The sequence below is a fragment of the Paenibacillus sp. sgz302114 genome (assembly GCF_056120345.1).
In genome coordinates this window covers 63,738-90,213 of sequence record NZ_JBVYOI010000006.1, presented here as the reverse complement: position 1 = coordinate 90,213, position 26,476 = coordinate 63,738, and the positions used below count along the sequence as shown (strand labels likewise).

Genomic DNA, 26,476 nt, shown 5'->3' with positions numbered 1-26,476 from the left:
CCTATTATAGCCCAATGTTAAGCAGAACTGTTCTGCTCTGATCCAACTGTTCTGTTCGGGATGATATATGCTAGCTAGGAAAAGGGGGATGAATATGATTGTCGTCGGTTACTTGCTTGTTTGCCTGATCTTCGGTACGACCTTCCTAGCGATAAAGGTAGGGATGGATGCCGCCGCGCCTCCGTTCTTCTCAGCGGGAATGCGCTTCTTCATCGCGGGTCTGATTCTGTTCCTGTGGAGTGTATGGAGAGGAAAAGCGAGCTTCAAGCTGCTCATGCGCAAGGAAATGCTAATGAACGGGGCGCTGCTTACATTCGGCACTTTCTCGACTCTGTATTGGGCAGAACAATACGTGCCGTCAGGTATTGCGGCTATATTGTCAGCGACAGGACCGATTATGATTCTGCTGCTGCAGGTTACCTTTATGAAGCAGCGAAGCTCACGAAGTTCCGTATGGGGATGTCTAATCGGATTCACTGGCGTTATCATGCTCGTGCTTCCGAATGCAAGCATCTCGGCGAGCTCGCTTGCGATTATTGGCTGTATTGCAATTCTAGTAGGGGAATTGTCGTATTCCTCAGGGGCACTCTACGCGCAAAATGTCATTCAGCGTCTTCGGGACAGTTCGCCAATCGCATTAAATGCGGTGCAAATGATATACGGGGGATTGCTGCTGCTCGTGCTATCTGGGTTTACGGAGGATGTTCATGTGGATGTGGCATTCACGAGGGAGGCTATCGGTTCACTTCTCTACCTTACCATCGTCGGCTCCATGATCGGACACAGCTTGTTCTACTGGCTCGTCGCCCGAACAAACCCGATATTCCCGTCTACATGGCTGTACGTATCTCCTCCGATTGCCCTTCTCGTTGGTGTGCTGTTCTATCAGGAGACGTTCACTTGGGTGATGGGACTTGGCGTCGTGACGATTATTGCGGGCACTGTCATTGTTAATTGGGAAAGCTTGATGCAGCTGGACCGCAGGGAGAAGAAAAAAGGGAAGAACAAGAGAAAGAGGCTTGCCTTAGAGCATCATTGAACATCGCTTCGGACTATCGTGTTACGTCGAGTAGACTGAAGATACCGCCAAGCTAAGGAATCGTAGACACTCTATTCTCCCATTCTCGCCGGTTTCTATGTTCTAAGGAATCCCAGCAACTCTATTTGATGCAAAAGTGCTCGATTCAATCGTAAAACCATCCAATAGCGTGGAAGGAGTTCCTTAGATAATTCAATCTGCGATTTCCGAGGAAATAAGGTGTGTACGGTTCCTTAGCGCTTTCGGCGCGATCAAGTGGAATAAAAAAGGGACATGCGAGCAACCGAAGTTGCCCGTATGTCCCTTGTTATTAGAACGCCCAGTTGCCGTCACGGAAGACTGGCTCGTATGTACCGTCTTCGCGCTCGCCGTCGATGTTCAGCTCAGCGGAGCCGATCATGAAGTCAACGTGAACGAGGCTGTTGTTCAAGCCGTTCGCCATTTGCTCTTCTTCGTTCATCGCTTTGCCGCCTTCGATGCAGAAAGCATAGGCTTTGCCGATTGCAAGGTGGCACGATGCATTCTCGTCGAACAGCGTGTTGTAGAAGATGAGGTTCGTATCCGAAATCGGGGAACGGTGCGGCACAAGCGCAACCTCGCCCAAGTATGCAGCGCCTTCGTCCGTATCGACGAGGTTCTTCAGCACTTCAAGCCCTTCTTCCGCTTGAACGTCAATGATCTTGCCGTCTTTGAACGTGAGGGAGAAGTCCTTGATCAGATTGCCGCCGTAGCTGAGCGGCTTCGTGCTAGCGACTGTACCGTTCACGCCGCCTTTAAGCGGAGCGGTGAACACTTCTTCAGTCGGCATATTCGCTACGAAGATGTCGCCTTTCGCGTTCTCGCTGCCTGCGCTGATCCAGATATGGCCTGGTGCGAGCTCAATCGTAAGATCGGTGCCCGGGCCTGTATAGCGCAGTTTGCGGAACTTCTTCTCGTTCAAATGCGAAGCTTTCGTATCCAGCACCTCGATATGCTGCTTCCATGCTGCAACAGGGTCCTCTTCGTTCATGCGCGTAGCTGCGAAGATGGCATCCCACAGCGCGTCTTCACGCTTCTCGGGCGCAACATCGGGGAATACTTTCACGCCCCAATCCGGTGAAGGAACAGCAACGATCGACCAGCTTACTTTGTCGGACATCGTGTAGCTTCTCCATGTTTTCAGCGCGATGCCGGCTGCCTTGTTCGCGTTCGCAATGCGCTCAGGCCTAATGCCTTTGAGCAGATCGGGGTTAGGAGCAATGATGCTGAGGAATGCCGCATTGTCAGCAGCCATGTCTTCCCAGCCCTTAGCACGCCACAGTGGATATTCTGTAAAAGCTTCATCTGGTGCAAGCTCGTATTTCGTGCGAGTAACGGTATCGTCGTTCCACTCTACATGGACGTTCTTCGCTCCAGCTTCATAAGCTTTCTTCACGACAAGACGCACGAACGGCGCGCTCGTGAGCGATGTGGAGATAACAAGCGTTTGACCAGGCTGTACGTTAACGCCAACCTGTACGGCGAGAGCGGCATAGCGCTCGAGTTTTTCTTCGAAAGTTGCCAAATTGTTTCACTCCTATAGGGCAGAATAGATTTATTTTACCATACTATCGGTGCAATTCCCTAAAGTGGGAGCCAAGGTGTATAATTGATGCTCAGCGAAATATGAAGAAGAGGTGACACCATTTTGCCAGCGCTTCAACCGTTTACCGAGCGAGTCATTGCCGTCATCCGAAGCATCCCGGCTGGCAGTGTTATGACGTATGGCCAAATTGCCGAACAAGCAGGCAGTCCTAGAGCCGCTAGGCAGGTCGTACGCATTCTGCACTCGCTCAGCGAGAAGCATAATCTACCCTGGCACCGAGTGATTAACGCCAAAGGCGAGATCGCAATAGGGAGCGACGAAGGCCGGTTCATGCAGCGTTATTTGCTCGAAGAGGAGGGCGTGTACGTCAATCCCGCAGGCTTCATTGATTTAGAGCAATTCCGGCATGCATGACTGTTAGCAATGTCCGAATGATTAAGGATTCAAGAAAGAAGGATTAGCTTGCCTAGACTCATCTATGCCGCGCTTCTGGGACTCAGTCTCATTTGGGGCGGTTCGTTTTATTTTATCAAAATGCTGCTGCATGACTTCGGTCCGTGGTCTATCGCATTTCTGCGTTCGGGCTTCGGTCTTCTCGTTGTCGTGGTCATTATGACTGTGTTCAAGAAGCCTTTCGGATTTCGCGCGATCCCGTGGCCGGCGATGTTCATCATGGCGCTTATTAATACCGCTGTGCCGTGGACGTTAATCGGCTTCAGCGAGCAGCGGCTGACGAGCAGCCTAGCTTCCATCCTGAATGCAACGACGCCGGTATGGACGATTGTGGTCGGCATTGCGTTCTTCGGCAACAAGTCGAATCGTATGCAGTGGACTGGCCTTGCGATAGCTACAATTGGCGTGATCATCCTGCTCGGCATTCGTCCAGGTACGCTCCTCTCTTTCGATGGATTTGGTCTAATTGGTATGCTTAGCGCTACGTTCGCCTACGCGGTTGGCTCGCAGCTCTCCAAACGACTGTCGCTCCGCGGACTGTCCATGTACCAAATTACATACGGCACGCTGCTGAGCAGTACGGCGGTAAGCGGGATTTTTGCATTTTCTACCGAATCTATAACATGGGAGCATCTAACTTCGGTGGATAATGTCCCGATGTTCCTTAGCCTCGGTATGCTCGGCTCGGGCTTTGCCTACATTCTGTTCTACTATATGGTGGAGAAAGGAAGCGCCGAGTTTGCGTCGATGGTGACGTACTTGGTGCCATGCACCGCATTAATCTGGGGCTCTACGCTGCTTGGCGAGCCGGTCAAATGGAATATGCTCGTTGGGCTCGTCATCATACTAGGAGGCGTCTTTATCGCAAGCCGCAAACCGAGATCAGGCGATGTGTTTAAGCCACGGGAAGCGCGGTCAAGCTAAATATGATGTAGTCAAGATTTGAAAGCAAGACACAAGATCGAGGAGGGAATGTGTTGTCTTTCGTATCACGGCTTAAATGGTTTTTCAAAGAGAGATGGCTGTACTATACGGTGGCGATAAGTCTAATGACAATCGTGAGCCTGCTGCAGACCGTCCCGCCCAAAATGATCGGGAACACCATTGACCGCATTCGCGGCGGGAATCTGACGGCATCGCAATTAAGCAGCACAGTGCTGCTGTTGCTAGGCTTATCCTTGTTATTATATGTACTCGTCTATATCTGGATAACCACGCTGTACGGCAATTCCGTGCTCATCGAGAAGCTGCTTCGGGGGCGATTTCTGGCGCATCTCACACGGATGACGCCATCGTTCTTCCAGCGCAACAATACGGGACAGCTGATGGCGCTTGCGACCAATGATATTCTCGCGATCGGCAACACCGCCGGTTACGGGGTTATGACACTCGTGAACACGCTTGTCGGCGCTTCTGTCGTTATCATTACGATGGTTTCCTTGATTGATTATAAGCTGATGCTTGCAGCTCTCATTCCGCTGCCGCTCCTCGCCGTTGTGATCAGCAAGCTTGGCAAGCGTGTTCGAACACGCTTCCTTGCCGCGCAGGATGCGTTCGGTACGATGAACAATCACGCGCTGGAGTCCATCTCCGGCATTCGCGTCATTCGCTCCTATGTGCAGGAGAGTCATGACTTATCCGCGTTCGATAGCGTGACGACCGACGTACTGGAGCGGAACCGGGAAGTGTCGAGTCTGAATGCTTTGTTCCAGCCGCTTATCTCTATTATTGTCGGTATCAGTTATTCAATCGGTATCGGTTACGGCTCGTACATGGTGTTTCATGATGAGATTACGCTCGGACAGTTAATCTCGTTTAATATTTATTTAGGGATGTTAATATGGCCGATGATCTCCTTCGGCGAGTTCATTAACGTGCTTCAACGTGGCAGCGCTTCCGCGGATCGGCTGCAAGTCGCGTTCGATGAGAAACCGGATCTTGCTGATTCAGCGAAGCCTGTTGCCGTGGCGCGGCCAGAACGGATTGAGATGAAGGGACTGACGTTCACCTATCCGACGGCTAATCAGCCGAGCCTCAGGGATGTCTCGTTCCAGCTCGAACGCGGGCAGACGCTTGGCATTGTTGGCCGTACCGGAAGCGGAAAGAGCACGCTGCTGAAGCAGCTGCTCAGGCAGTATCAGCTAGAGCCGAATCGGCTGTATATTTCGGGCGTCCCTATTGAACAGATCGCGATTGATCTTGTAAAAAGCTGGATCGGTTACGTGCCGCAGGAGCATCTCCTGCTGTCGAAGTCGATCAGCGATAACATCGCGCTTGGCAAGCCGGATGCCTCGGACGAAGAGATTCGGAAGGCGGTTGAGATGGCCTCGTTCACCTCGGATATCGCGGGTATGCCGGAAGGGCTCGGAACGATCGTCGGAGAGAACGGGGTTATGCTCTCAGGCGGTCAGAAGCAGAGGCTTGCGATTGCGCGGGCGCTCTTGATCGATTCGGAGATATTGATGCTCGATGATTCGTTGTCAGCGGTGGATGCGCGAACGGAGAGTGCGATATTGCATCACATCAGACAGAATCGGGCAGGTAAGACGACGTTAATCTCGACGCACCGACTGTCTGCGGTCAGCCATGCGGACTGGATTCTCGTGCTCGATGAAGGGCGTATTATTGAAGAAGGTACGCACGAAGAGCTTATGTTCTTCGGCGGATGGTATAAGCAGCAGTGGGATCGGCAGCAGATGGAAGCGAGCTTGGAAGAGTAAGCAGGAATGCAGGAATGCAGGAATGCGTGAATGCAGGGAAAATGAAATCCAGGAGGTAGCTATGAACCAATCGACGACGAGACGGCTGCTTGGCTACGCGCTCGTCTACAAGTACCGGATTATCGCAGCGCTGCTCATCCTATGCTGTGCGGTTGGCGCGGAGCTTGGCGGTCCTTTTATAACGAAGACGATAATCGATAAGCATCTCTCGCTCAAGGAGAACGATTTGCCGGCTGTACTGCGGTTGCTCGGTCTTTACCTCGGGCTGCTGGTTACGGCAGGTATTTGCAACTTTACGCAATCCTATCTGCTGCAAGTAACGGCGTTGCGGATTATTAAGAACATGCGGATGGATTTGATGCGCCATATCGGGCGGATCCCTTTGCGGTATTTTGACAATACGCCGATTGGGCAGGTCGTATCGCGGATTGCGAACGATACGGAGGCGGTGCGCGATCTGTTCATGAGCTTCATGGCAACGTTCGTGGTGAGCCTCGTGCAGCTAACGGGGATTTTCACTGCGCTGTTCATCCTCGACGCGCGGCTGGCGATGTTCGCTCTCTTGCTGCCGCCGCTGTTTGCAGTCATCATGTACATTCACCTGAAGTATTCGAAAATCTTCATCACGATCATGCGCGCTCGTCTAAGTGACATGAATGCCATGATCAATGAGTCCATCGTCGTTATGCCGATCATTCAAGCGTTCCGGCGCGAAAAGATTACGCTGGATGAGTTCGAGGTGCTGAACGAGGACCGTTACGTGAATCAAGTGAAGCAGTTCCGCGTGTTCTCGTTGTCTTCGCGGAATATCGTCGGCACGATCGGCAGCTTGGTCACTGCCGGCGTTGTGTGGTATTTTGGCGGTCAGTCGCTCAAGACGGGGATTGAATTCGGCGTATTCTATGCCTTTATTGATTATTTGGGGCGGATATTCATGCCGATTATCGGCATCTTCGATCAGCTGACGAATGCGCAGCGAGCTTTTGTCTCAGCGGAGAAGGTGTTCGCTATTATGGATTTGGAAGGCTCGGAAGTGGATGATGCTGCAGGCGAAGGACGTCCGGAGGGCGTCGTGAAGTTCGACGGCGTTACGTTCGCGTATAAGGAAGGCGAGAACGTGCTGAAGAACATTTCGTTCGAGGCACGCAAAGGGGAAACGGTAGCGCTGGTCGGCCATACCGGCTCTGGCAAAAGCTCCATCATGAACCTGCTGCTCGGCTTCTATGAACCGCAGCAAGGGGAGATTTCGATTGACGGCCGCGATATTCGCGGCTTGTCGAAGCAGGCTTTGCGCAAGCACATGGGCATTGTTCTGCAGGATCCGTTCTTGTTCGCAGGCGACATTAAGTTCAATGTCAGCCTGTACAACAAGGACATTACGCTCGAGCGCGTGAAGGACGCGCTGCGTGATGTCGGCGCGGCTTCTTTCGTCGAGCAGCTGCCTGGCGGCTACGACGAGCCGGTGGTAGAGCGCGGCAACACGCTGTCGAGCGGGCAGCGGCAGCTGATTTCTTTTGCGAGGGCGCTGGCGTTCGACCCGAGCATTCTCATCCTCGATGAGGCGACGGCGAGCATCGACAGCGAGACGGAGGGCCTCATCCAGCAGGCGCTGAAGGTCGTCAGCGAAGGCCGGACGACGCTCGTCATCGCGCACCGGCTCTCGACGATCCGCGAGGCCGATCAAATTCTCGTCCTGCACCGCGGCGAGATCGTCGAACGCGGCAACCACCGCGAGCTCATGGCGCTGCAGGGCAGGTACTATAAGATGTACCAGCTGCAGACCGGCGAAGGTCATGCAGCTGCTGCGCCGGGCAGCGGCGGCGCGGTCACAGCGTCGGCGGGTCCGACGGTGTAGCGGGTTTGATAGTGAGAGCAACGGGAAATCCGTTGCTCTTTTTTTGTTCGCCTCCGGGATAGGGGCGGCGGTCGGGTAGTTGTGAAAGAAGCTGGTTTGGTGGACAAGAGTGGCAGAAGGGGCACGCAATACCTCACATGAGGGAAGAGGCTAGCAAAGTAACCAAGAGAAGTAGAAGATACCTCAGATTGGCAGAAATGAGACGGAAACGGAGCAAGAGTATCCCCCAGGGCTACACTTTGGCGGGAGAGAGTGGCCAGCAAGGAGGACTAGCGTCCAATAAGCTAAGCTGGTTTAGGTCCTGCACTCCAGCTGCCGCAGTAATTGACAGCTGTTCTCTGCAAGCGGAGGTTTTGCCGACCGCGGGGGTAAAGGGATGCGTAGCGTAGCGCCGACCGTTTCGAACGAGAGTGACTTTGGTACGAAGTACCACGGGAACGATCGTCGAAACGGACGGGACGTAGCGAAGTCATCCCGATCCGCGGCTATTCGGCACCCAAAACCGAAGCCAAATCATGTAGAATGGTCTTATTGGGTAAAGTTTCCTGAAAAGGAGGTTACTCGTTGTGAAGGATCTAATTTTACCGGATGGCACGCTGGATGCGAGCCGCATATGGCGCAGAGAAACACTATACACGGGGATGAACGGCAAAAGCGTGGAGAGGGTCTACCTTACGCCGGAACACACCGTAATCTATAAACCGCTCACGAATGAGAAGCAGCTCGGGCAGGAGGGCTGGGTGTATGAGCATATTTTGCGTAAAATGTCTTTTCCTCCGATCTATCCGCAGCTGCTTGCTGCTTCAGGGGCAGCAGCAGGCGAGAAAAGCTGGCAGCTGTTCGAGGACTTAGGCGCGCTTACGCATATTTTCGAGGAGGCTGCGGCACTGGAGCTGATCGACCATATCGCTTGGTGGCATTCGCTCCCCGTCCAACACCTAAGTGGGCAGCCGCTGCTTGGCCCGAAGCCGCATATTGAGGACATCTCTGATCAGGTGCTGAACAGGCGCAATGAACTAACGGAATCATTAGCAGCCAGATTCACAGCGCCGCAATCCATGATTGAACAGCTGAACGCACTTACGGGGCGAAGCTCGCTGACAACCTACCGGGCCCGAGACGTACTGTCTCACGGTGATCTGCACCTCGGCAACTATTCGCGTGTACAGGGCTTCGTCCGCGTGCTTGATTGGGAGCATGCCCATCTGAACTGCCGTTATTGGGACTTATACCACGTGATTGATTTTTCGCATCCTGATTTTCCCAAAACGATGAGCATCCCCGCACGCGAACGTTTGCTGGACCGCTACCTCGAGCAAGCTGCTGAGCAAGGCGCACAGCTGAACGCACAACCATTCAAGCAAGGCTACTATCTATTCACTGCACTATTCTCGCTATGGATGCTGCTGCTGATCGCCGGCGACCTGAAGCAGCTAGCAGGTGTTGATGGCAAATGGACGATCCGGCAGCTTGAGGCGCAGCTGGAGGAAACGCTAGACAGCTTATCGCAGTGTGTTCAATTATTACGAAGTGACAGGAGTGACCCTTAAAATGTTGAGTAACAGCCATACACAGCGAGTTGCGCTAGTAACAGGAGCGAGTGGAGGGATGGGGCGCGCGACCGCTGCGCTCCTTGCCGCAGATCATGGCATGAAGGTCTACCTGCTGGTTCGAAACAAGGAGAAGGGGCAGGCCGCAGTTGATGAAGTCAACCGCAAGTCGGGGCGGCAGGATGCCGAGCTGCTGCTGTGTGATCTCGCTTCTCTTGCAAGCATCCGAGCTGCGGCTGCGGAGCTTGCTGGTCGAACAAGCCGTCTCGATGTGCTCGTCAACAATGCAGGCGTCATTACGCTGAAGAGGGAAGAGACGACAGATGGCTTCGAGCGGCAGCTTGGCGTGAACCATCTGGGTCATTTTTTGCTGACAGGGCTTCTGCTCCCGCTGCTGCGGCAAAGCGATGCGGCGCGAATTATCAACGTGTCGTCCGGTGCGCATAAGATTGGGAAGATGAATTATGAGGACCCGGGGATGAAGAAGGATTTTGCGGTGTGGCGGGCTTACAGCAGGTCGAAGCTGGCGAACATCTGGTTCACCAAGGAGCTCGCACGACGTCTGCAAGGAACAGGAATTCCGGTCTATGCGCTCCACCCCGGCGTCGTCTCCACCGATATCGGCGTAAATCGGACGACCGGCTTTGGCAGGCTTGTCCATAAGCTCATGCGTCCGTTCTTTCAGACGGCAGAAGAGGGTTCTGCGACGGCGGTGTATCTAGCAAGTTCGGCGCAAGTCAGCGGGAAGACCGGTGAATATTTCTACAAGAAACAACCGATTGCAGTGACGGAGCTCGCTAATTCCGCTGAAGCGGCGGGGCGATTCTGGAGCTGGAGCGAGGGAACAGTGGGATTCCGATACGATATTTAAAGACGAGGAGCGATGTGCGATGAGCAAGATTCAATATCCGCGGCTGCTAGCCAATGCGACAATCGGCGTAACCGCGCCTTCCTCCGGGGTGGACGCGAGCAGGCATCACTGGCTGGAGCAGGCTCGTGAGCGGTTAGGCTTACGGGGATTGCAGGTTCAATTCGGAGACACGGTTTGGACGCAAAATAAAGCGAAATCCGCGCCAGCCGCCGAGCGAGCACAACAGTTTAATGCGATGATCCAGGCAGCTGATATTGATCTGATCATTCCGCCGTGGGGCGGCGAGCTGCTCATTGAACTAATAGACCAAGTGGAGTATGACAAGCTGCCATGCAAATGGGTGATGGGCTACTCGGACCTCAGCGTGCTGCTGCTTGCCATTACGCTGAAGACGGGCATTGCGACAGCGCATGGAACGAACATCGTTGATCTGCGCGGCGAGACGACGGATGAGACGACTGAGATGTGGTGGTCGGTTCTATCGACAGGATCAGGCGAGTCCGTTGTCCAGCATTCTTCAAGCTACTATCAGAAAGAATGGCCGATGGATAAAGGTCCGAATGTGTTTAAATTGTCCGAGCCTACGCAGTGGAGAACGCTATTGCCAAGCGGTCAACAAGTCGAGAGCAAGCTTCAACTGCAGGGTCGGCTCCTTGGTGGCTGCATCGATGTGATCCGGCATTTAATCGGTACGCCGTATGGCGATGTAGCTGCCTTCAGGGAAGCTTACATCCCGGGGGAGAAGCTGCTGTGGTATCTCGAGAATTGCGAGCTGGTCACGACGGATGTGCGCAGGTCGCTCATTCAGATGAAGCTGGCAGGTTGGTTCGATCATTGCTCCGGCATTATGTTCGGACGCAGCCCAGCGAATCGCCCAGTAGAGGATTACACGATTGAGGATGTCTATGCCGATCTGGCAGACGAGCTCGGCTTGCCGATTATCTACGATATCGATTGCGGGCATGTGCCGCCGCAGCTTACGTTAATCAATGGCGCTCTGGCTGAAGTGGAAGTAGACGTGGAAGCGGGTAGCGGAACGGTTAAGCAATATTTTAGATAAAGAGGATTCGAGGAGGGAAGCTGGTGCAAGGCTATAACTGTTTGATGATATACAATCCGGAGATGGACAGGCTGCTCATGTGCAAGAGGCTGAAGGAGCCGTACAAAGGATTGAGCAACCTCGTCGGCGGCAAAATCGAGCCTGGAGAAGCGGGAATAGATGCAGCATATCGCGAGCTTGAAGAAGAGACGAGCATTCGTGCGGCAGACGTCGTGCTGCATCATATTATGGATTTCAAGTATTACTTGCAGGATTGCTACGTGGAGGTTTACGCAGGCAGATTGAAGCGCGCCGTCACCGTAGTGGGCGATGAGAACGAACTGTATTGGTCTGATCTGGACCATGATTTCTTCGACATGTCCCTCTATGCGGGGGAAGGGAATATTGGGCACATGATGGAGCAGGTAAATATGAGTATGGGATTATTTCAACAATAACTTGGAGAATAGTGACTAGTCGATTGGGGTTGCAAGCGCTTAGAGCTCCGCATTATAAGAGAAGACAAGTGCTATGAAATAATATTGTAAATTAGTAAGATAAAGAGCTCCAAAGCTACGGCTTACGCACTAGCTTACAGCTTGCACACTTGGCACATGGTCTCATAGACGATGCAAAGCATGAACGTGGCTGCTCGATGACAATCTCCTTCTTGTCCTGCTCCGATACTTCTTTTACTTGATTCTGCTCTGTCCACTTCAACAACATGTTTGTTCACTCCTCGTGTACAAGTTATGAGTTGATTATAGACAGGACGAAGAAGGTTGTATTGTAAGCGGTGTATTGGAATTGTAAAAAAGTAAGAATATTGATCTAATGAAAAAAGCCCTTTGCTTAGCCGAGAGTACTCTGGCCGTGAGCAAAGGGCTTTTCTATTAGCTGCGCGTCAACCCAGCCGCTTCCGCGACAATCTCATACGACCGCAGACGCGTCTTGTGGTCGTAAATCTGCGAAGTGACGATGAGCTCATCTGCCATCGTCTCGCGCAGAATTTCCTGCAGCCGAGCTTCTACGGTGCTCTTGCTGCCGGCGATTGCGTACTTGAACTTGGACTGCAGCGCGTCCCGTTCATGCGGGAGCCAGAGCTCATCCATGTTGTCGATCGGCGGCTTCAGCTTGTCGGGGCGACCGCGGATGAGGCTAAGGAACTGCTGCTGCTGCGATGTCGCAAGGTAACGTGCCGCCGCATCGGTGTCGGCGGCGACGATGTTCACGCCGATCATAATATACGGCTTCGCCAGCGCCTCCGATGGACGGAAGGAGCTGCGGTACAGATGGATCGCCGGCATCAAGTACTCCGGCGCAAAATGGCTCGCGAACGAGAAGGGCAGCCCAAGTTCGCCGGCCAGCTTCGCACTGAAGCCGCTGGAGCCGAGCAGCCAAATCGGCACGTCGCTGCCTTCACCCGGCGTCGCGCGCACAGGGCGATAGTCATCCGCCGGCGGATGGAAGTAGGCGCGCAGCTCAGCGAGCAGCTCGGGGAATTCCTGCCCGTGCGTCGCGAGATCACGCCGCAGCGCGCGCGCTGTCGTCTGGTCGGAGCCCGGCGCGCGGCCAAGGCCGAGGTCGATGCGGCCCGGGTACATCGACTCCAAAGTGCCGAACTGCTCGGCGATGACAAGCGGCGCATGGTTGGGCAGCATAATGCCCCCGGAGCCGACGCGAATATGCTCCGTGCCGCCAGCGACATAGCCGATGACAACGGAGGTGGCGGAGCTGGCGATGCCCGCCATATTGTGATGCTCCGCCAGCCAGTAGCGGTTGTAGCCTAACCGCTCGGCATGCTGGGCAAGCTCAAGCGTATTGCGGAATGCATCCGCTGGTGTTGCGCCTTCAATAACGGGCGCAAGGTCCAAGACGGATAGTGGAACTTGTATGGTATCAGTCATAGTAACTGACCTCCTATAAACGATGAATGATTGGATCCATTTCATTATGGAACAGTGACAAATGAATAGCAAGCAGCTAACTTTTTACAAGTAAATATACATATAACAGATATACGCCGCAGCCAAGCGGAAAGTGATCGAGCGGCCCAAAGGCGGTCGGTTCGATTTGCTTAGTATGATGACGCACTGGCGAGTTGCGCGGTACGCACACATTATTCGAGCTCTCGCAGAGCTATGCCGCATGAATCCACGTCTAACGTAACCCACAGCGCTTATTTTGCCAAAAACACTGCTTTTCAGTAGCTAATTGACCACAGACACCTTATTTGCCTTGAAATGCACGCAAAAACCAACTTCAGGTCCCAATAATGTTTCTGGGTTCCGTTAGTTCTATTTTAAAGCTAATTTTCGCCGAATAAGCGCTCTGTGATCCGTTAGCACATCATTCATATACGGAGAACTGCTGGAAATGATAAACTAAGGAAGTTTGTACCCTGAAGAATCGCAGAGGGGGATTGATATGCTCGATAAATATTCGGCTCACAAATATATGTATGATTTTCTCAAAGGCAAAGTCAGTTTACTTCAGTTTGAACAGTGGTTATATGAGCATGATGAGCTGGAAGACATTCTAAGTAAACAATTGTATATGGCGTTTGTTTCGCGTAATTACAAAGATAAATATGCAGATGAAGAATGCGAGAAGCAAATTAGAGGCTTAATCGATATTGGTGTGTATGAGCAAGAAAGGATCATTACCTATTTATCTGAACTAACACAGCCCAGTAGTGAGTTATTAGCGATATGTGAGATACTCTACGATGAATATTGCGGTTATTATGGTGATGGATACACATTCCTGAGATTTATAGCTTTATCCTATATTCTCGAAGCTGCTGAAGCGAAATCAGATTTAATTAGTCAAGAAGCGGCCAGATTACTGCGCTTTTTTGCTAATAATCAACTGAAGATTACGGCGGAGCATGAGTATTTGGATTTGCGGGAAGAGAGCGACCGGATCGAGTTACATAGCATTAACGAAATGCTTGAAAGATTGAAGGATTGAGCAAATAGGCAGCGTAGAGCGTGATGGAATGTTCGGATGGTTGCATCTTTGCGCAAAATGGTTAAAAAGTCCGTGTTAGATTGGCTTCAGAAAGAGTTGAATAAAGAGATAGAGCTTGTAGATATAGAGTCGTTCTGCAATAATTGTGAACATTCATAGTGAATTAAATCACCCGCAAAGGAGAGAAACCTAATGCTCTCATTCCTAAAAAAGCTTTTCAAATCGAACGAGGAGCCCCAGCCTAGTCAGGAAATTAACCAAGAACTTAACCGGATAATCGCTCCTTCATCGCCGCCAAACGTGCAAGCGCCAAACGTGCAAGTATCAAACGTTCAAGCATTATCCGGGCAGCCGAAACCCGACCACCCTGTCCCTTTCGGTTACAAAATCCAGTGGCTCGCAATTCAGACGGACAGCGTGGAAAAGGTTATTGAACAGTTGTCTGTTACCGGCTTGCAGCGATCGAATTGGGCAAATGGTATCGAGAGTGCTTATGGGGATTATATCTTTATCACACCTGCGGTTAAGGGCGGGGTTCTTGTAATCGGGAACGCAATGCCGAGCGCGGGCGGAGTTGACCATGTGAACGAAATTAAGCCAATCTTGGAGAGGCTTAGCAAGGTGTTCGACGAAGTACATTATTACGGCTCGCACAGGGTCGTTAATTATTATGTTTGGGCAAAAGCCAGCAATGGCAGAATCACAAGGGCATTCGGTTCGGAAGGTGATGTATTTTGGGAGGAAGGGACCGTTACGGTAGAAGAGCGTGCTCTAGGTTTCCGGTTTAAAGACCGGAATGCCGTAGGGGATGAAGATATGTGGTTGCCGAGTGAAGAGGATGTGCTTGCAATTGCGAAACGCTGGAGCATAGACCCTCAGATGAATTACAACGATCTAGAGCCTGGAGTGGGATATATCGGCAAAATAAAACCGGAATAGAAAGGAGGTCCCTTCCACCTATGCCAAACATGGACAACATCTACCTCATAACCGACATCCCAGGCTACACGCTGATTGATTAGCCGGTTGATCTCGAAGGCTTTTCCAATCTAATCAAATCTAATCATTTGCTTATACTCTCCTCATAATTATCTGAAACTTACCTGCTATGATGAGTGCAAAGAAGATTACTAGAGGAGTGGATTAGAATGGCAGAGCTTACGAAAGAAGTGCAGTCGCTTGTTAATCAGCTTCATCTATCGGATCAAGAAATCGCGGAGAAGTTTCAGTTCACGCAGCATGGCAAGCAGCTTACAGTTGATGAATCCCTTCGGTTCATCTCATTCCTGAAGCAGGAACTCCTGGCAACTGCAGAAGCTTGAGCAATTCTCGTCATCGTCGCTCACATATACCAAGGCTTTCTTCAAGTAGAGCGTCTACTTGGGGGGAGCCTTTTTCACGTGGAAAGCCGATATATCATTTCCAATTGGAAAGAGGGATATATCATGATATATTGGTATACAAGAGTTATAAACGAAGCTGCCCTGGCGGCGCGCCATTGTCAGTTTATGGAGGTCTCCACTTATGTCAGGCGAGTCTGGATCCAAACCGATGTATGAGAAAATATTCGAAGAGCTGCGCGATCAGATTATAGAGCGGAAGTACGTTGTTGGCGACCGCGTTCCATCCGAGAAGGAGCTTGGCGACGAGCACGGCGTCAGCCGCATTACGAGCAAGAAAGCGCTGGAAATGCTGTCGACTGAAGGCTATATCGTCCGCCAGCCGGGGCGTGGGTCGTTTGTGGCAGAGCCACAGCAGAAACTGGCTGCCAAAACAGCGAACAGCACTGGGCAGCAGCCTGGGCGGCTGCGCCATACAGGTGGGAAGCTGCTCATTGGCCTCGTCATTACCGATTTCGCCGACAGCTACGGCACCGCGCTCATTTACGGCATGGAGGAGGCGTCACGCGCCAATGACAGCTATCTCGTGCTGCGCCGTTCCTTCGGCATCCCTGCGTATGAGGAGCAAGCCATTCAAGGACTGCTGGAGCTTGGGGTCGACGGCCTGATTATTTTTCCGGCGCAAGGGGAGTACTTCAATGCGGAGATCTTAAAGCTCGCGATTATGAAATTCCCGTTCGTGCTTATCGACCGCCATCTTAAAGGGATATCCGCAGGCTCCATCAGCACGGACAATGCGAAAGCGGCGATTGAAGGCACGAACTATCTGTTCAGGCTCGGGCACAAGTCGATCGCATTTCTGACGCCTCCGCCGATGGATACAACGGCGATTGAAGAGCGAATTGAGGGCTTCATCCAAGCGCATGCGGAGAGTGGCATTATGGTCGACCGCGAGCTGTGGATCGAAGACATTACGTCTTCCCTGCCGCAAGGAAATGCCGAGGAGAATCGAGTGCGCGATATCGAGAAGATTGCCAGGCACTTGCGGGAGTATCCGCAAATTACGGCGATTTTCGCGACCGAGTACAACATTGCGCAGCTAGCACAGCGCGCGGCGAACGAGCTCGGACTGAAAGTGCCGGAGGATTTGTCGATCATTTGCTTCGACAGTCCGGAAATTAACGGCGCATTCCCGCTTACTCACATGAAGCAGAACCAGTTAGAGATAGGACGAATCGCCTTCGAGAACGTGTTGAAGCTGCGGGCAGGCGAGACGCTTCCGAACAAGACGCTGCTGGATGCGACGCTGATGCTCGGCAAGTCAACTGGGCCTATGAAGCTGCGGGAGCGTAAATAGCAAGTTACAAGAAACGATGCATGAAGGTTGACTAGGGCAGCCCTTTGGCGCAAGCGCGCCAGAGGGCTGTCTCTATTAATATACCAACTTCCTATAAATGGTATAAAAATAAACTTAATTGTTATGTGAAATTATATTGACATACTAGGTAAGTGCCAATAATATGAATGTAAGCGCTTTACAGCTTTCGCCGCCTATCCCTCGATTTTTACACCTGTCCTCTTCTTCTGGCGCCTAATTGGTTATGCTCGGCATTCTTATCTCACTTCTGCTTGCAAGGCCTGTTTAACTTTTAATGAATCTGCATTCAGCTGCGTTCATGGTTAACGAAGCGAAGGAGGTGTTCGAATCGGGCACGCGCATACGGCGCGCCAGTATCACATCATTGCTTGTCGGAATCACAAACCACAAGGAAGAGGAGTGCATGCGGGTGAAATTGGCATGGAGGTTTGGCAAGAAGGCAGCAGCTGTCCTGCTGGCGGCTGCGCTGTTAATTCCAGCGATCGGCGGAGGCAATAAGGCAGAAGCCTTTACTACGGCGAATGCGGATACGGCGATGAATGGCTTCGTGAACACGTTCTATGACTCTACGGCCAAATATTTCTACACGAATAGCGATCATGCCATACATACTCATGCTTCAGGACCGAACGGCGGCTTATATACCGATTTCTGGTGGGAAGCGCAGCTGTGGGAAACCGTGATGGATGCGTATGAACGGACTGGAAGCAGCACGTATCTCACGATGATTAATGATATTTACACGGGCTTCAACGCCAAGTATACCGACATGATGACGAATACGTTCAATGACGATTTGGGCTGGTGGGCGCTTGCCTGCATGCGGGCTTACGAAATCACGGGTACGGCGGAATACCGCAACCGGGCGTCGTTCCTCTTCGACCAAATTTATTCCTTCTACGACAGCACGTATGGCGGCGGCATCTGGTGGAAGCGCGACGGCACGTCTGCGCAGAAGAACGTAGCGACGAACGCGCCGATGGTCATGACTGCAATCAAGCTGAAGAATGCGACTGGCGACAGCACATATCTGACCAAAGCAACGACGATCTATAGCTGGGTTAAGAGCAAGCTGGTCAGTGGCAGCAAGGTGAACGACCACGTCGAGGGCAGCGGATCGGGCACGGTCATCAACTGGGATTTCACGTATAACTATGGCACCTTCCTAGGCGCAGCGCTGGCGCTATATCAAGCGACTGGCACGAGCAGCTATTTGACCGATGCCAACAATGCTGCGAATTATGTCATTAACAACATGACATTGTCTTACTCGCTGCTGTATGAAGGTGAGGATGACGGAGCCGGGTTCAAAATGGTTTTTGCCCGTAACCTGAACAAGCTCCGCATCGCAACAGGCAACGCGACCTACCTTAACTTCCTGCAGCAAAATGCGACGCAAGCGTTCAATCACCGCAGAACTAGCGATAACGTCATCGGCAGCGACTGGACTGGGCCGACAGGAACGGGCTTCGTGCAAAGTATTGCCGCTGCGGCAGGCGCGTCGATTCTGCAATTTACACCTGCGGACAATTACACGGGCAACATTGCTGGCAACGGAACGTATGAGGCTGAGAACGCGCTGAAGAGCGGCTCGATTATTTCGGAGAGCATACAGGCGGGCTTTACGGGACGCGGTTATTTGGCAGGCTGGAATACAGCCGGTACGATCACGTTCAACGTCAATCAGAACTCGGCGAGCACGAAGACGGTGACGATCCGCTATGCAGGCGGAGCGGGTAATTCGAGCAGGTATGTCTCGGTGAATGGAACCGTCGTTGCGAACAACCTGAGCTTCCCGGGCACAGGCAGCTGGGGCACGTGGAGCACGGTAACGATCAATTTGAGCTTGAATGCAGGCTACAACAAAGTGATCATCGGGTTTGACAGCAGCAAGGGCAACAGCAATTATTTGAACGTCGATAAAATTTCAGGACTATAAGCTAGTGGCGGATGCCGCGGCTTCGCTCGTAATCGGGAGTTGGAGCGGAGCTGCGGCATTCTCTCGTAAAGAAGGTTGGTGAGCATCTCGGTGAAACGTAGAAGCATAATAATTACGGCTGCAGCGGCGGCATTGGTAATTGCCGGACTGGCTGCTTGGCAATTGGGATCCGGCGGTACAGCAACAATAGAAGGAACAGCTATAACAGGAGAGGCCGCCACATCCAAAGGAACCGTTAATAAAGCCGCTCCGTCCGTATGGAGCGAGCGGGCTGATCTTGCGCAGAAGGAGCTGATGAGCTCGTTCTGGAATGAGGATCGAGGCTTATTCAACAATGCGGCACCGTGCATCGATCAACAGTGTGACAACCCGTTCAATTATTGGTGGCTTGCGCACGCTGTCGATGTGCTCACAGACGGTTACGAGCGGACAGGCGATATGCAGTATGTGAAGCAGCTAGATAAGCTGTATCAAGGTTTGCTGGGACGGGGCGGCGGCGATTTCATCAACGATTATTACGACGATATGGAATGGATGGCGCTCGCTTGGTTGCGGGCATACGACGCGACAGGCGATGAACGGTACCAGCAGGCGTCGATGGCATTGTGGCAAGACATTCAGACCGGCTGGAACGATGTGATGGGCGGCGGAATCGCTTGGCGCAAGTCGCAGACTGATTATAAGAATACACCGGCGAATGCGCCTGCGATTATACTGGCAGCTCGGGTATATGAGCATACGAAGGCTGCCACTGATTTGGAATGGGCAAAGAAGCTGTACGATTGGGAGAAGAGCAATCTGGTGGACCCGGATACCGGTCTAGTCTGGGACGGCATTAATCGCCAAGGCGACGGCGCGGTCGACAAGAATTGGTTGTTCACCTACAGCCAAGGCGTGTTCATCGGCGCGGGTGCGGAGCTGTACCAAATCACAAAGGAGCAGAAGTATCTCGACGATGCGCGGAAGACGGTCGGTAATTTGAAGAACGATTTCCTCTCGTCGACGACAAATATGCTGCCGTTCGAGGGTGGAGATGACGCGGGCTTATTCAAAGGCGTGCTGGTTCGCTATATCGGCGAGTTGATCAAGGTCGATCCGACTCAGAAGGATCTGCGCGAGATGCTGCTTACCAACGCGAAAACCTTATGGGAAGATGGCAAGGCGGAGGATAAGGCGCTATTCAGCAATTCATGGGATCAAACACCAGACGAGGTCGTTCAACTGAGCACGGAGCTTAGTGGGGTCATGCTGCTCGAACAGGCGGCACAAGCAGAGAAACAGCAATAGGGAGGTCGTGTTAGATCATGATGGTATGGAATAATCGCGCGGAAGAGGCGCAGCAAGCGTTGTCGGCATTATTTTGGAATCCGTCCATTCGTCTGTATGATATTGAAATTCCGTGCCCGGATGGGGCGTGCAATACGATCTTTCATTATTGGTGGATGGCGCACGCGGTGGATGCACTCGTCGACGGGTATAACCGGACAGGGGATGCGAGGTATGCTCAGCAGCTGGAAGAAATCTATGACGGCCTGCTGGTGCGCAATGGCGGCGCGTTTCCGAATGAGCTGTACGATGACATGGAATGGATGGCCATCGCTTGGCTTCGAGCTTATCGGGCGCTTGGCGTAGAGAGATATAAAGAGGCGGCTCTCCTGCTATGGGAGGACATCAAGACCGGCTGGAACGACACTATGGGCGGAGGCATCTCGTGGCAGAAGCCGCAGCTTGATTATAAGAATACGCCTGCGAACGGGCCGGCTATTATTCTCGCGGCGAAGCTGTACCAGCAGCTTGGTCGTCAGGAGGACCTGGATTGGGCGATACGTATCTACGACTGGCTGAAGAATCATCTCGTGAACCCGGATAATGGCTTTGTCTGGGACGGCATGAATCGTGTCGGGGATGGGCAGATCGATAAGGATTGGAAATTCACGTATTGCCAAGGCGTCTACATTGGGGCGGGTGTAGAGCTGTACCGAATTACGCGGGAGCGTGTATATTTGGAGGATGCGCTACGTACGGCTGCTGCGGCTGAGCAGGAGCTGACGGAACCGATAAGCGGCTTACTGCCGGATGAAGGAGACGGTGATGGCGGGTTATTCAAGGGCATCCTTGTCCGCTACCTCGGCGAATTGGCGAAGGAAGAGCCGGAGCATCGCTCGGCAGCGCCGCTGCTCGCGTGGAACGGGGCAACGCTTTGGTCGCTCGGAAGGGATGCGGAGCGCTGCGTATTTCATACCAACTGGGGAACGCAGCCGGTGGAGCGCGTAACGCTCAGCGCGCAGCTGAGTGGCATCATGCTGCTGGAGCAGCTCGCAGCGCTGGAACGCCAAGGCATTGGAGCAGCAGATAGACTGGACGAAGTGGTGTAAGGTTTCATGCGTGGGTAAGGGTGTCTAAAGATCTGCTAAAAATGCACTTCACATTCCAATGAAATCCAGTATAATTGGCATTATAGACAAGCATTGGAGTGTGCACATGAACTATTCGGGTCACTTGAGAGTAATGAATGCGATGGAACCAATTGTGGTTGATATATTAGAAGAGCATTTTGTTAAGCCGGGTGTGCTCAATTGTACTTGTGACAATTGCAAGCTTGATATTTTGCTGCTGACATTGAATCATCTCAAGGCGCATTATACCTCCAGCCAGGAGGGCGAGGCCTACATCAAGGCTCATTATATGAACCCGCAGCAGCAGTCGGATGTGCTGAGGGAAATTACGAATTCGGTTCAGGTGATTGAGCAGAAGCCGCATCATCGGGTATGAAATGAAATCATCCATTCTTAAGGAATGGGTGATTTTTTTTGCTTCGTGGCGACGCAATATGGCAAGATAGGTACATAGATTTTATGAAAAAGGAGTGTTCGATGATGCGAAATGTGCTGGTGCTGGGCGGTACACGATTTTTTGGGAAGAAGCTGGTGGAGCGGCTGCTGCAAGCAGGCGATCAGGTAACGATTGTGACAAGAGGCGGATTGTCTCATCCATTCGGTGGGCAAGTGAAGCATTTGCAGCTGGACCGTACGAATGCGAAGGCGCTTGAGGAAGCTATTGGCGATACCTCTTATGATGTGGTGTACGACAACATTTGCTTTAAACCGGCAGAAGCCGAGGAAGCGGTGAAGCTGTTCGCGGGCAAGGCGGGCAAATATATCGTTACGTCTACGCTGAGCGTGTATCCATTCGGGGAGCCGCGCAAGACGGAGGAGTACTTCAACGCGCTGGAGTATACGGTGCCGAATCCGTACCCACCTGATATCAATTATGGCGAAGGCAAGCGTCTGGTCGAAGCGATCTTCCTGCAGCAAGCATCCTTCCCCGCAGCGGCGGTACGTTTCCCGATCGTGCTAGGTGCGGATGATTATACGCGGCGGCTGCATTTCCACGTCGAGCATGTGCAGCAGGAGCTGCCGATTGGCATGCCGAATACGGATGCGCATATGTCGTTCATCGATGCTGACGAGGCGGCGGCTTTCCTTGATTGGCTGGGTCATTCGGATGCGGTAGGTTCGTTTAATGCCTGCTCCAAAGGCGAGATTTCGCCAGGCGGCATCGTGGCGCTCATCGAAGAAGCAACCGGGAAGAAAGCATACATCGCACTCGAGACGGACAAGCAGCATGAGTCGCCGTTCGGCGTGCCGGAGCCGTGGTACATGAGCACAGCGAAGGCAGAAGCTGCGGGCTATACGTTTAAACAACTGAATGATTGGCTGCCGCCGCTTATTAAGCAATTGGCCGCGGAATAGATAGGATATCGATAGTTGACGGTCACCTTGGCTCTGCTGAGGTTGGCTGTCTTTTTTTATATATTTCTATAATGCTTCCGCGAAACGTAAGCTTTTGCCGTAAGGATGTCGACAGCCGGCTACACTTGATTCATAGTCATTGGGAAATCCGCCCATACTACGTGAGGATTTAGTTGAGGGTGGAGGGTATCGATGAGAAACGATCGAGTTAGTTTGCGAATGTGGTTAAGAAAAGGCCTACTGCCGGCGCTGTTGCTGTTGCTTGCTGCTGTCTTCTTCAGTGGGGCTGTGCAGGCGAAGTCGGCTGAGCCAATGCCGAAGAAGCCGCTCATGGCAGCCTTCGTTCGCGACGGTGCGCTGTGGGTGAAGGTAGATGGCAGCGGCGAGAGGCGTTTGACGGACGCGAACCGGGTGCGCGGGCCGAAATGGTCGGCAGACGGAGCTTGGCTTGCATATACCAGAGGGGAGAACGGGCAGGACCTGTGGATGGTGCATGTCGCATCAGGCAAAAGCCGACTCGTAGCGGCGGGCGCAGACGCCAGCCGTTATGCGTGGTCCCCGAACCGTGGGCTGCTTGCCTTCGAGCGGAATCAGCGGCTGTATGTCGTCGGTACGGCGGACACCTCGCAGCCGGTCGAAGTGACAGGAGCTGTAGGCGACATCGGAGATTATGCTTGGCTGCCAGATGGCGATGGTTTCCTCGTAGCAACGGCGGCTCACCTGCTGCAAGGCGGTGCTTGGACACCGGTACGGCTCGTTGAAGTCATGCTGCCGAGCGGACCTGCCGCAGGTGGAACGCGGGCGAAGCTCTTGACGGTACTGCCAGCTAAGCTGAACGATCAGGTCGTCGTGGGCACGAGCACGTTCAAGTGGTCGGCGAGCGGCAGGTGGATCGCGTTCCTGGCGACGCCAACAGCCTCGTTGTCCGCAGACGGCAACACGTTATGCGTGCTGTCCTCTGATGGGAAGCAGCTGAAGCCTGTCGATATGATGGTGAACAATGCGAACTGGTTCGAATGGTCGGCACAGAGCGATTCACTTGGCTTTATAAGCGGTATCGGGCGTGAGGCCATCTCGAACAAACAGCTGAAAGTCGCCGTGGCGCCTGAGTTCCGGCAGGGACCGTCATATACGCCTGCGGGCTATGCAGATCAGAATTTCACATGGCTCACTAGGAGCGACATCATCGTGCAGCGGGCCAAAGAAAGCGGAGATATCTGCAATCCGGAGCAGCGGCCTTATCCAAATTTGGTGAACGTGAAGCTCAGCGGCGGTCAGCAGAAGCGCATCACAAGAACCAGCAACGAAACAGGCGACTATCAGCCTGTAGCGCTAGGCGTTAACGGCCTCGCTTGGGTGCGGTCGAACAAGACGACAGCAGACGTGATGCTCGCACCGCCGGACAAGATCGGGAAGAAAGCGAGCGTATGGATCAAGGACATTGATATCGGCGACAATTTCTATGAGCAGTGGAGCTGGGGATCGGTGCTGAAGTTTTATTGAGGATTCTGGTGGGGAGGGGCAGACTGCCGCTCGCGACGCTCGGCCAGCTAACGAATCTTAAACACCTTATCGGTCCCAATCTAACGTTCAAAAAAATATAACGAACTACAAAAGCGTTATTCACCACTTTTACGGTCGGAAGAGGCTGATTTCATCGAAATAGCGTTTCCGAGATTCGTTCACAACGAGCTATTTGCGCCCAATAAGGCGTCTGGAGTTCGTTAGCTTCCGTTAGCTTTCGGTTGCTTTCGGTTGCGTTGGCTTCGATGGCGCCCGTGACTTTCTTATTTCCGGACACCTGTGAAGGTGTCTTTTTTTGATGGTGAAATGCATTCCATTTGTACGCCAAGCGCGATGGCAATTTTGTTTTACCAAACGTCGGTAAGGAACTGCGTCCAACTTCTAACGGTTGCTGCAGCGCTTATTTGCACAAAAACGGCCCTTCTAAAAATTTAACGGCTGCCGCAGAGGTTACTTCGTCCAAACCGAGTGATTTCGATGCTAATCTCGCCAAATAGGCTCGCTGATAACCGTTAGCGATTCTAATCGCTCTTTTGAGACGAAATAGCCTTCGTGGCAACCGTTCTACAGGGCGTGGCTTGCCAGTGCTAGCCGAAAATTTGGAATAGCGCATGGTCCTCGTCACTATTAAGGGCAGTCTGAGCACGGTGACTAATGATCGTCATGAATAGACTGATGGTTCAGTTCCTTCATATGGTACACTGATAGGCATGATGAACATGAAATAGTTAATTATTTGTACCAATTGAGATGTGAAATAGAAGGAAGATTGTTATGAAAAGAATTATGTTGCTTACCTGTATATCCCTTCTTTTGGTCTTGGATTAAACGCAAACATAAATAAAACATGGATTTCACTTTATTCGATAAGCTCTATATAGAGAGGAACGATTACAGTCATGATCGTCAATGAACAAATCAAAGCATCCGAGGTTCTCCTAACCGGGATAAACGGCGAGGATCTTGGCATCGTCTCGCGGGAAGAGGCGCTGGCGCTCGCGAAGCAGTACAAGGTGGATCTGATCTGCACGTCTCTCATGAGCAGTCCGCCGCCATGCAAGCTGATCAGCAAAGGATCGGCGAAGCAGGACGCATCGGCGCAGAAGCGCGAGGAGAAGAAGAAGGATCAGCTGCTGAAGGCGAAGGAGATTCGGCTGACGCCGCATATCGAAGACCACGATTACGACACGAAGCTGCGCCAGTGCGAGAAGCTGCTCGCCTCGGGCAATGCGGTCGATCTTGTCGTTCGCATCCAAGGCAAAGAAGGCGCCAAGGCGAAAGAACTGCTGGAGCAGCTGGTGAAGGATCTTGCCGGCAGCGGCAAGAAGGAGACAGGCATCCAGCTGAGCGGCAAACAGGCTGCCGTCCGGCTGCTGCCCTTGTAAAACGATGAAAGGAGCATCCTCCGCTTGGGAAATGCTCCTTTCTTGTGCGCGGCTGCGACTGTACCTTTTAGCTATCGCTGCTCGTTCAGAACGAATGCCGGTCTGAATAATTCCGGTACACATCCTCATCCGGGTCATGGCTGCCGAACGAATGCTGCACGTTATCGACAATCTCCTCTACCGCGTCGCTGAGCATGTCTAGCGGACCGGAGCTTTCGTGATCGCGCGGCGTATTAATGCCTGCCGCTGTGTTGGAGGTTTCGTTGTAGTACTCATCATACTCATCGTGGGTGTCTCGGTTTTTCATTACATATTGCCACCTTCTCTTGGGATGGGTGCTGCCTTGCCATACCTTGCAATTCTTTTGTGTCCATTCCTTCCTATTCTGCCCATCAATGCCAGGGAATATTGTGAACTTTTTTTGGGTACAAGTACTAGAAAACAGCCGCCGTATCATAAAATATCGTAACAGAACTCTTCCAGCTTATGTGAGCTTTGGAGTTGCTGCATCGCTGTGTTATAATCACAGCAACTATTTCCATTATCCGGAGGCGATTATGCTCAGCTTCGACCAGAAAGTATTGATTTTGGAGTCCTATCCTGAGCTCAAGCGGAAGGACGTGTCACTAGGCCGCGTCAATTATCAGTACGAAGAGAGCCTGTATGACAAGAAAAATGTCGCGTTTCACCTGCACCCGAACGGAAACGGCTTCATCTATGCCGGCAACCTGGAAGGTTATGATACCGATGACAAGGGGTTCGTTAACATTCGCAGCTATGACGAGGATGCGTTCCGCAAGCTGGTAGAGGAGTCTATCCGATCACTCTCCTACCGGAAGCCGGAATGGAACGAGCGGTCAGTTAGAGAAGCGGCGAGCGTGCCGCGCAGCAGAAGCGAAGTGTCGTCATCGACATGGTTTGGACCGGATAGACAATCGCTGATTTTGCGTCATGAGGACGATCTCTGGTATGTATATGCAGGCGCGAGCCTGGAGATGGTGCTTGAAACCTACGAAGAGGCAGAGCAATATTTGCAGGAGGAAGGCTTCTTCTTACTGTAATGAATATGGACCGTCAGGGCGATATGCGATTCT

The 26,476-nt window shown here is 52.4% G+C and carries 24 protein-coding genes; 21 read left to right on the top strand and 3 right to left on the bottom strand.

The genetic code is table 11. From position 1 onward, the window contains the following. Positions 1-94: 94 nt before the first annotated feature. Positions 95-1,039: a DMT family transporter gene (locus AC0LWF_RS16930; RefSeq protein ID WP_474652719.1), complete on the top strand. Its 945-nt coding sequence runs from the start codon at positions 95-97 to the stop codon at positions 1,037-1,039. Positions 1,040-1,349: 310 nt separating this feature from the next. Here the strand turns inward: AC0LWF_RS16930 and AC0LWF_RS16925 are convergent, their stop codons facing one another. Then, the gene (locus AC0LWF_RS16925; protein WP_474652718.1) at positions 1,350-2,582 is read right to left on the bottom strand and encodes an aminopeptidase; all 1,233 of its coding nucleotides are present in this window, start codon (positions 2,580-2,582) and stop codon (positions 1,350-1,352) included. Between the two features lie 123 nt (positions 2,583-2,705). On the opposite strand from AC0LWF_RS16925, the gene AC0LWF_RS16920 reads away from it, so the two are divergent. The 8 genes from AC0LWF_RS16920 to AC0LWF_RS16885 all read left to right on the top strand — a co-directional run bounded on the left by AC0LWF_RS16920 (position 2,706) and on the right by AC0LWF_RS16885 (position 11,549). Next, positions 2,706-3,017, top strand: a complete 312-nt coding sequence (locus AC0LWF_RS16920) for an MGMT family protein (RefSeq protein WP_474652717.1) — start codon at positions 2,706-2,708, stop codon at positions 3,015-3,017. Between the two features lie 48 nt (positions 3,018-3,065). Further along, entirely contained in the window at positions 3,066-3,980 is a 915-nt protein-coding gene (locus AC0LWF_RS16915) for a DMT family transporter (RefSeq protein WP_474652716.1), read from the top strand. 53 nt (positions 3,981-4,033) lie between these two features. Further along, on the top strand, positions 4,034-5,776 hold the full coding sequence (locus tag AC0LWF_RS16910) for an ABC transporter ATP-binding protein (protein WP_474652715.1): 1,743 nt from the start codon (positions 4,034-4,036) through the stop codon (positions 5,774-5,776). Positions 5,777-5,837: 61 nt separating this feature from the next. Continuing rightward, complete coding sequence (locus AC0LWF_RS16905) at positions 5,838-7,631, top strand: ABC transporter ATP-binding protein (RefSeq protein WP_474652714.1); 1,794 nt, start codon at positions 5,838-5,840, stop codon at positions 7,629-7,631. A 566-nt stretch (positions 7,632-8,197) separates the two neighbouring features. Beyond that, a complete protein-coding gene (locus AC0LWF_RS16900; protein WP_474652713.1) occupies positions 8,198-9,181 on the top strand; it encodes a phosphotransferase family protein in 984 nt (327 codons plus the stop codon). 1 nt (position 9,182) lies between these two features. After that, positions 9,183-10,052, top strand: coding sequence for an SDR family oxidoreductase (locus tag AC0LWF_RS16895; RefSeq protein ID WP_474652712.1), 870 nt, complete (start codon positions 9,183-9,185; stop codon positions 10,050-10,052). 19 nt (positions 10,053-10,071) lie between these two features. After that, positions 10,072-11,112 carry a S66 family peptidase gene (locus tag AC0LWF_RS16890; RefSeq protein ID WP_474652711.1) on the top strand — a complete coding sequence of 347 codons (1,041 nt, stop codon included), beginning with the start codon at positions 10,072-10,074 and terminating at the stop codon, positions 11,110-11,112. Between the two features lie 23 nt (positions 11,113-11,135). Beyond that, positions 11,136-11,549, top strand: coding sequence for an NUDIX hydrolase (locus tag AC0LWF_RS16885; protein WP_474652710.1), 414 nt, complete (start codon positions 11,136-11,138; stop codon positions 11,547-11,549). Positions 11,550-11,984: 435 nt separating this feature from the next. On the opposite strand, the gene AC0LWF_RS16880 is transcribed toward AC0LWF_RS16885, so the two are convergent. After that, a complete protein-coding gene (locus AC0LWF_RS16880) occupies positions 11,985-12,998 on the bottom strand; it encodes an LLM class flavin-dependent oxidoreductase (RefSeq protein WP_474652709.1) in 1,014 nt (337 codons plus the stop codon). Between the two features lie 520 nt (positions 12,999-13,518). Here AC0LWF_RS16880 and AC0LWF_RS16875 point away from each other — a divergent pair. The 11 genes from AC0LWF_RS16875 (at position 13,519) to infC (ending at position 25,382) form a co-directional block, all read left to right on the top strand. Beyond that, a complete protein-coding gene (locus AC0LWF_RS16875; RefSeq protein WP_474652708.1) occupies positions 13,519-14,064 on the top strand; it encodes a hypothetical protein in 546 nt (181 codons plus the stop codon). Positions 14,065-14,256: 192 nt separating this feature from the next. Beyond that, positions 14,257-15,003: a hypothetical protein gene (locus AC0LWF_RS16870; RefSeq protein WP_474652707.1), complete on the top strand. Its 747-nt coding sequence runs from the start codon at positions 14,257-14,259 to the stop codon at positions 15,001-15,003. Between the two features lie 209 nt (positions 15,004-15,212). Further along, the gene (locus AC0LWF_RS16865; protein ID WP_474652706.1) at positions 15,213-15,386 is read left to right on the top strand and encodes a hypothetical protein; all 174 of its coding nucleotides are present in this window, start codon (positions 15,213-15,215) and stop codon (positions 15,384-15,386) included. Between the two features lie 202 nt (positions 15,387-15,588). Further along, the gene (locus AC0LWF_RS16860) at positions 15,589-16,761 is read left to right on the top strand and encodes a GntR family transcriptional regulator (protein WP_474652705.1); all 1,173 of its coding nucleotides are present in this window, start codon (positions 15,589-15,591) and stop codon (positions 16,759-16,761) included. Between the two features lie 430 nt (positions 16,762-17,191). After that, positions 17,192-18,721 carry a glycoside hydrolase family 76 protein gene (locus tag AC0LWF_RS16855; RefSeq protein WP_474652704.1) on the top strand — a complete coding sequence of 510 codons (1,530 nt, stop codon included), beginning with the start codon at positions 17,192-17,194 and terminating at the stop codon, positions 18,719-18,721. 90 nt (positions 18,722-18,811) lie between these two features. Beyond that, positions 18,812-20,008 carry a glycoside hydrolase family 76 protein gene (locus AC0LWF_RS16850; protein ID WP_474652703.1) on the top strand — a complete coding sequence of 399 codons (1,197 nt, stop codon included), beginning with the start codon at positions 18,812-18,814 and terminating at the stop codon, positions 20,006-20,008. 17 nt (positions 20,009-20,025) lie between these two features. Next, positions 20,026-21,096 carry a glycoside hydrolase family 76 protein gene (locus AC0LWF_RS16845; RefSeq protein ID WP_474652702.1) on the top strand — a complete coding sequence of 357 codons (1,071 nt, stop codon included), beginning with the start codon at positions 20,026-20,028 and terminating at the stop codon, positions 21,094-21,096. Between the two features lie 106 nt (positions 21,097-21,202). Next, the gene (locus tag AC0LWF_RS16840; protein ID WP_474652701.1) at positions 21,203-21,493 is read left to right on the top strand and encodes a late competence development ComFB family protein; all 291 of its coding nucleotides are present in this window, start codon (positions 21,203-21,205) and stop codon (positions 21,491-21,493) included. 104 nt (positions 21,494-21,597) lie between these two features. Next, positions 21,598-22,473 (top strand): NAD-dependent epimerase/dehydratase family protein, encoded by an 876-nt coding sequence (locus tag AC0LWF_RS16835; protein WP_474652893.1) that lies wholly within the window; start codon positions 21,598-21,600, stop codon positions 22,471-22,473. 192 nt (positions 22,474-22,665) lie between these two features. Continuing rightward, positions 22,666-23,976 (top strand): TolB family protein, encoded by a 1,311-nt coding sequence (locus tag AC0LWF_RS16830; RefSeq protein ID WP_474652700.1) that lies wholly within the window; start codon positions 22,666-22,668, stop codon positions 23,974-23,976. A gap of 920 nt (positions 23,977-24,896) precedes the next feature. Next, positions 24,897-25,382, top strand: coding sequence for a translation initiation factor IF-3 (gene infC / locus AC0LWF_RS16825; protein ID WP_474652699.1), 486 nt, complete (start codon positions 24,897-24,899; stop codon positions 25,380-25,382). Positions 25,383-25,467: 85 nt separating this feature from the next. Here infC and AC0LWF_RS16820 read toward each other — a convergent pair whose 3' ends face one another. Beyond that, the gene (locus AC0LWF_RS16820; protein ID WP_474652698.1) at positions 25,468-25,689 is read right to left on the bottom strand and encodes a hypothetical protein; all 222 of its coding nucleotides are present in this window, start codon (positions 25,687-25,689) and stop codon (positions 25,468-25,470) included. A gap of 250 nt (positions 25,690-25,939) precedes the next feature. Here AC0LWF_RS16820 and AC0LWF_RS16815 point away from each other — a divergent pair, with 250 nt between their 5' ends. Further along, a complete protein-coding gene (locus AC0LWF_RS16815) occupies positions 25,940-26,443 on the top strand; it encodes a hypothetical protein (protein WP_474652697.1) in 504 nt (167 codons plus the stop codon). Positions 26,444-26,476 lie beyond the last annotated feature (33 nt).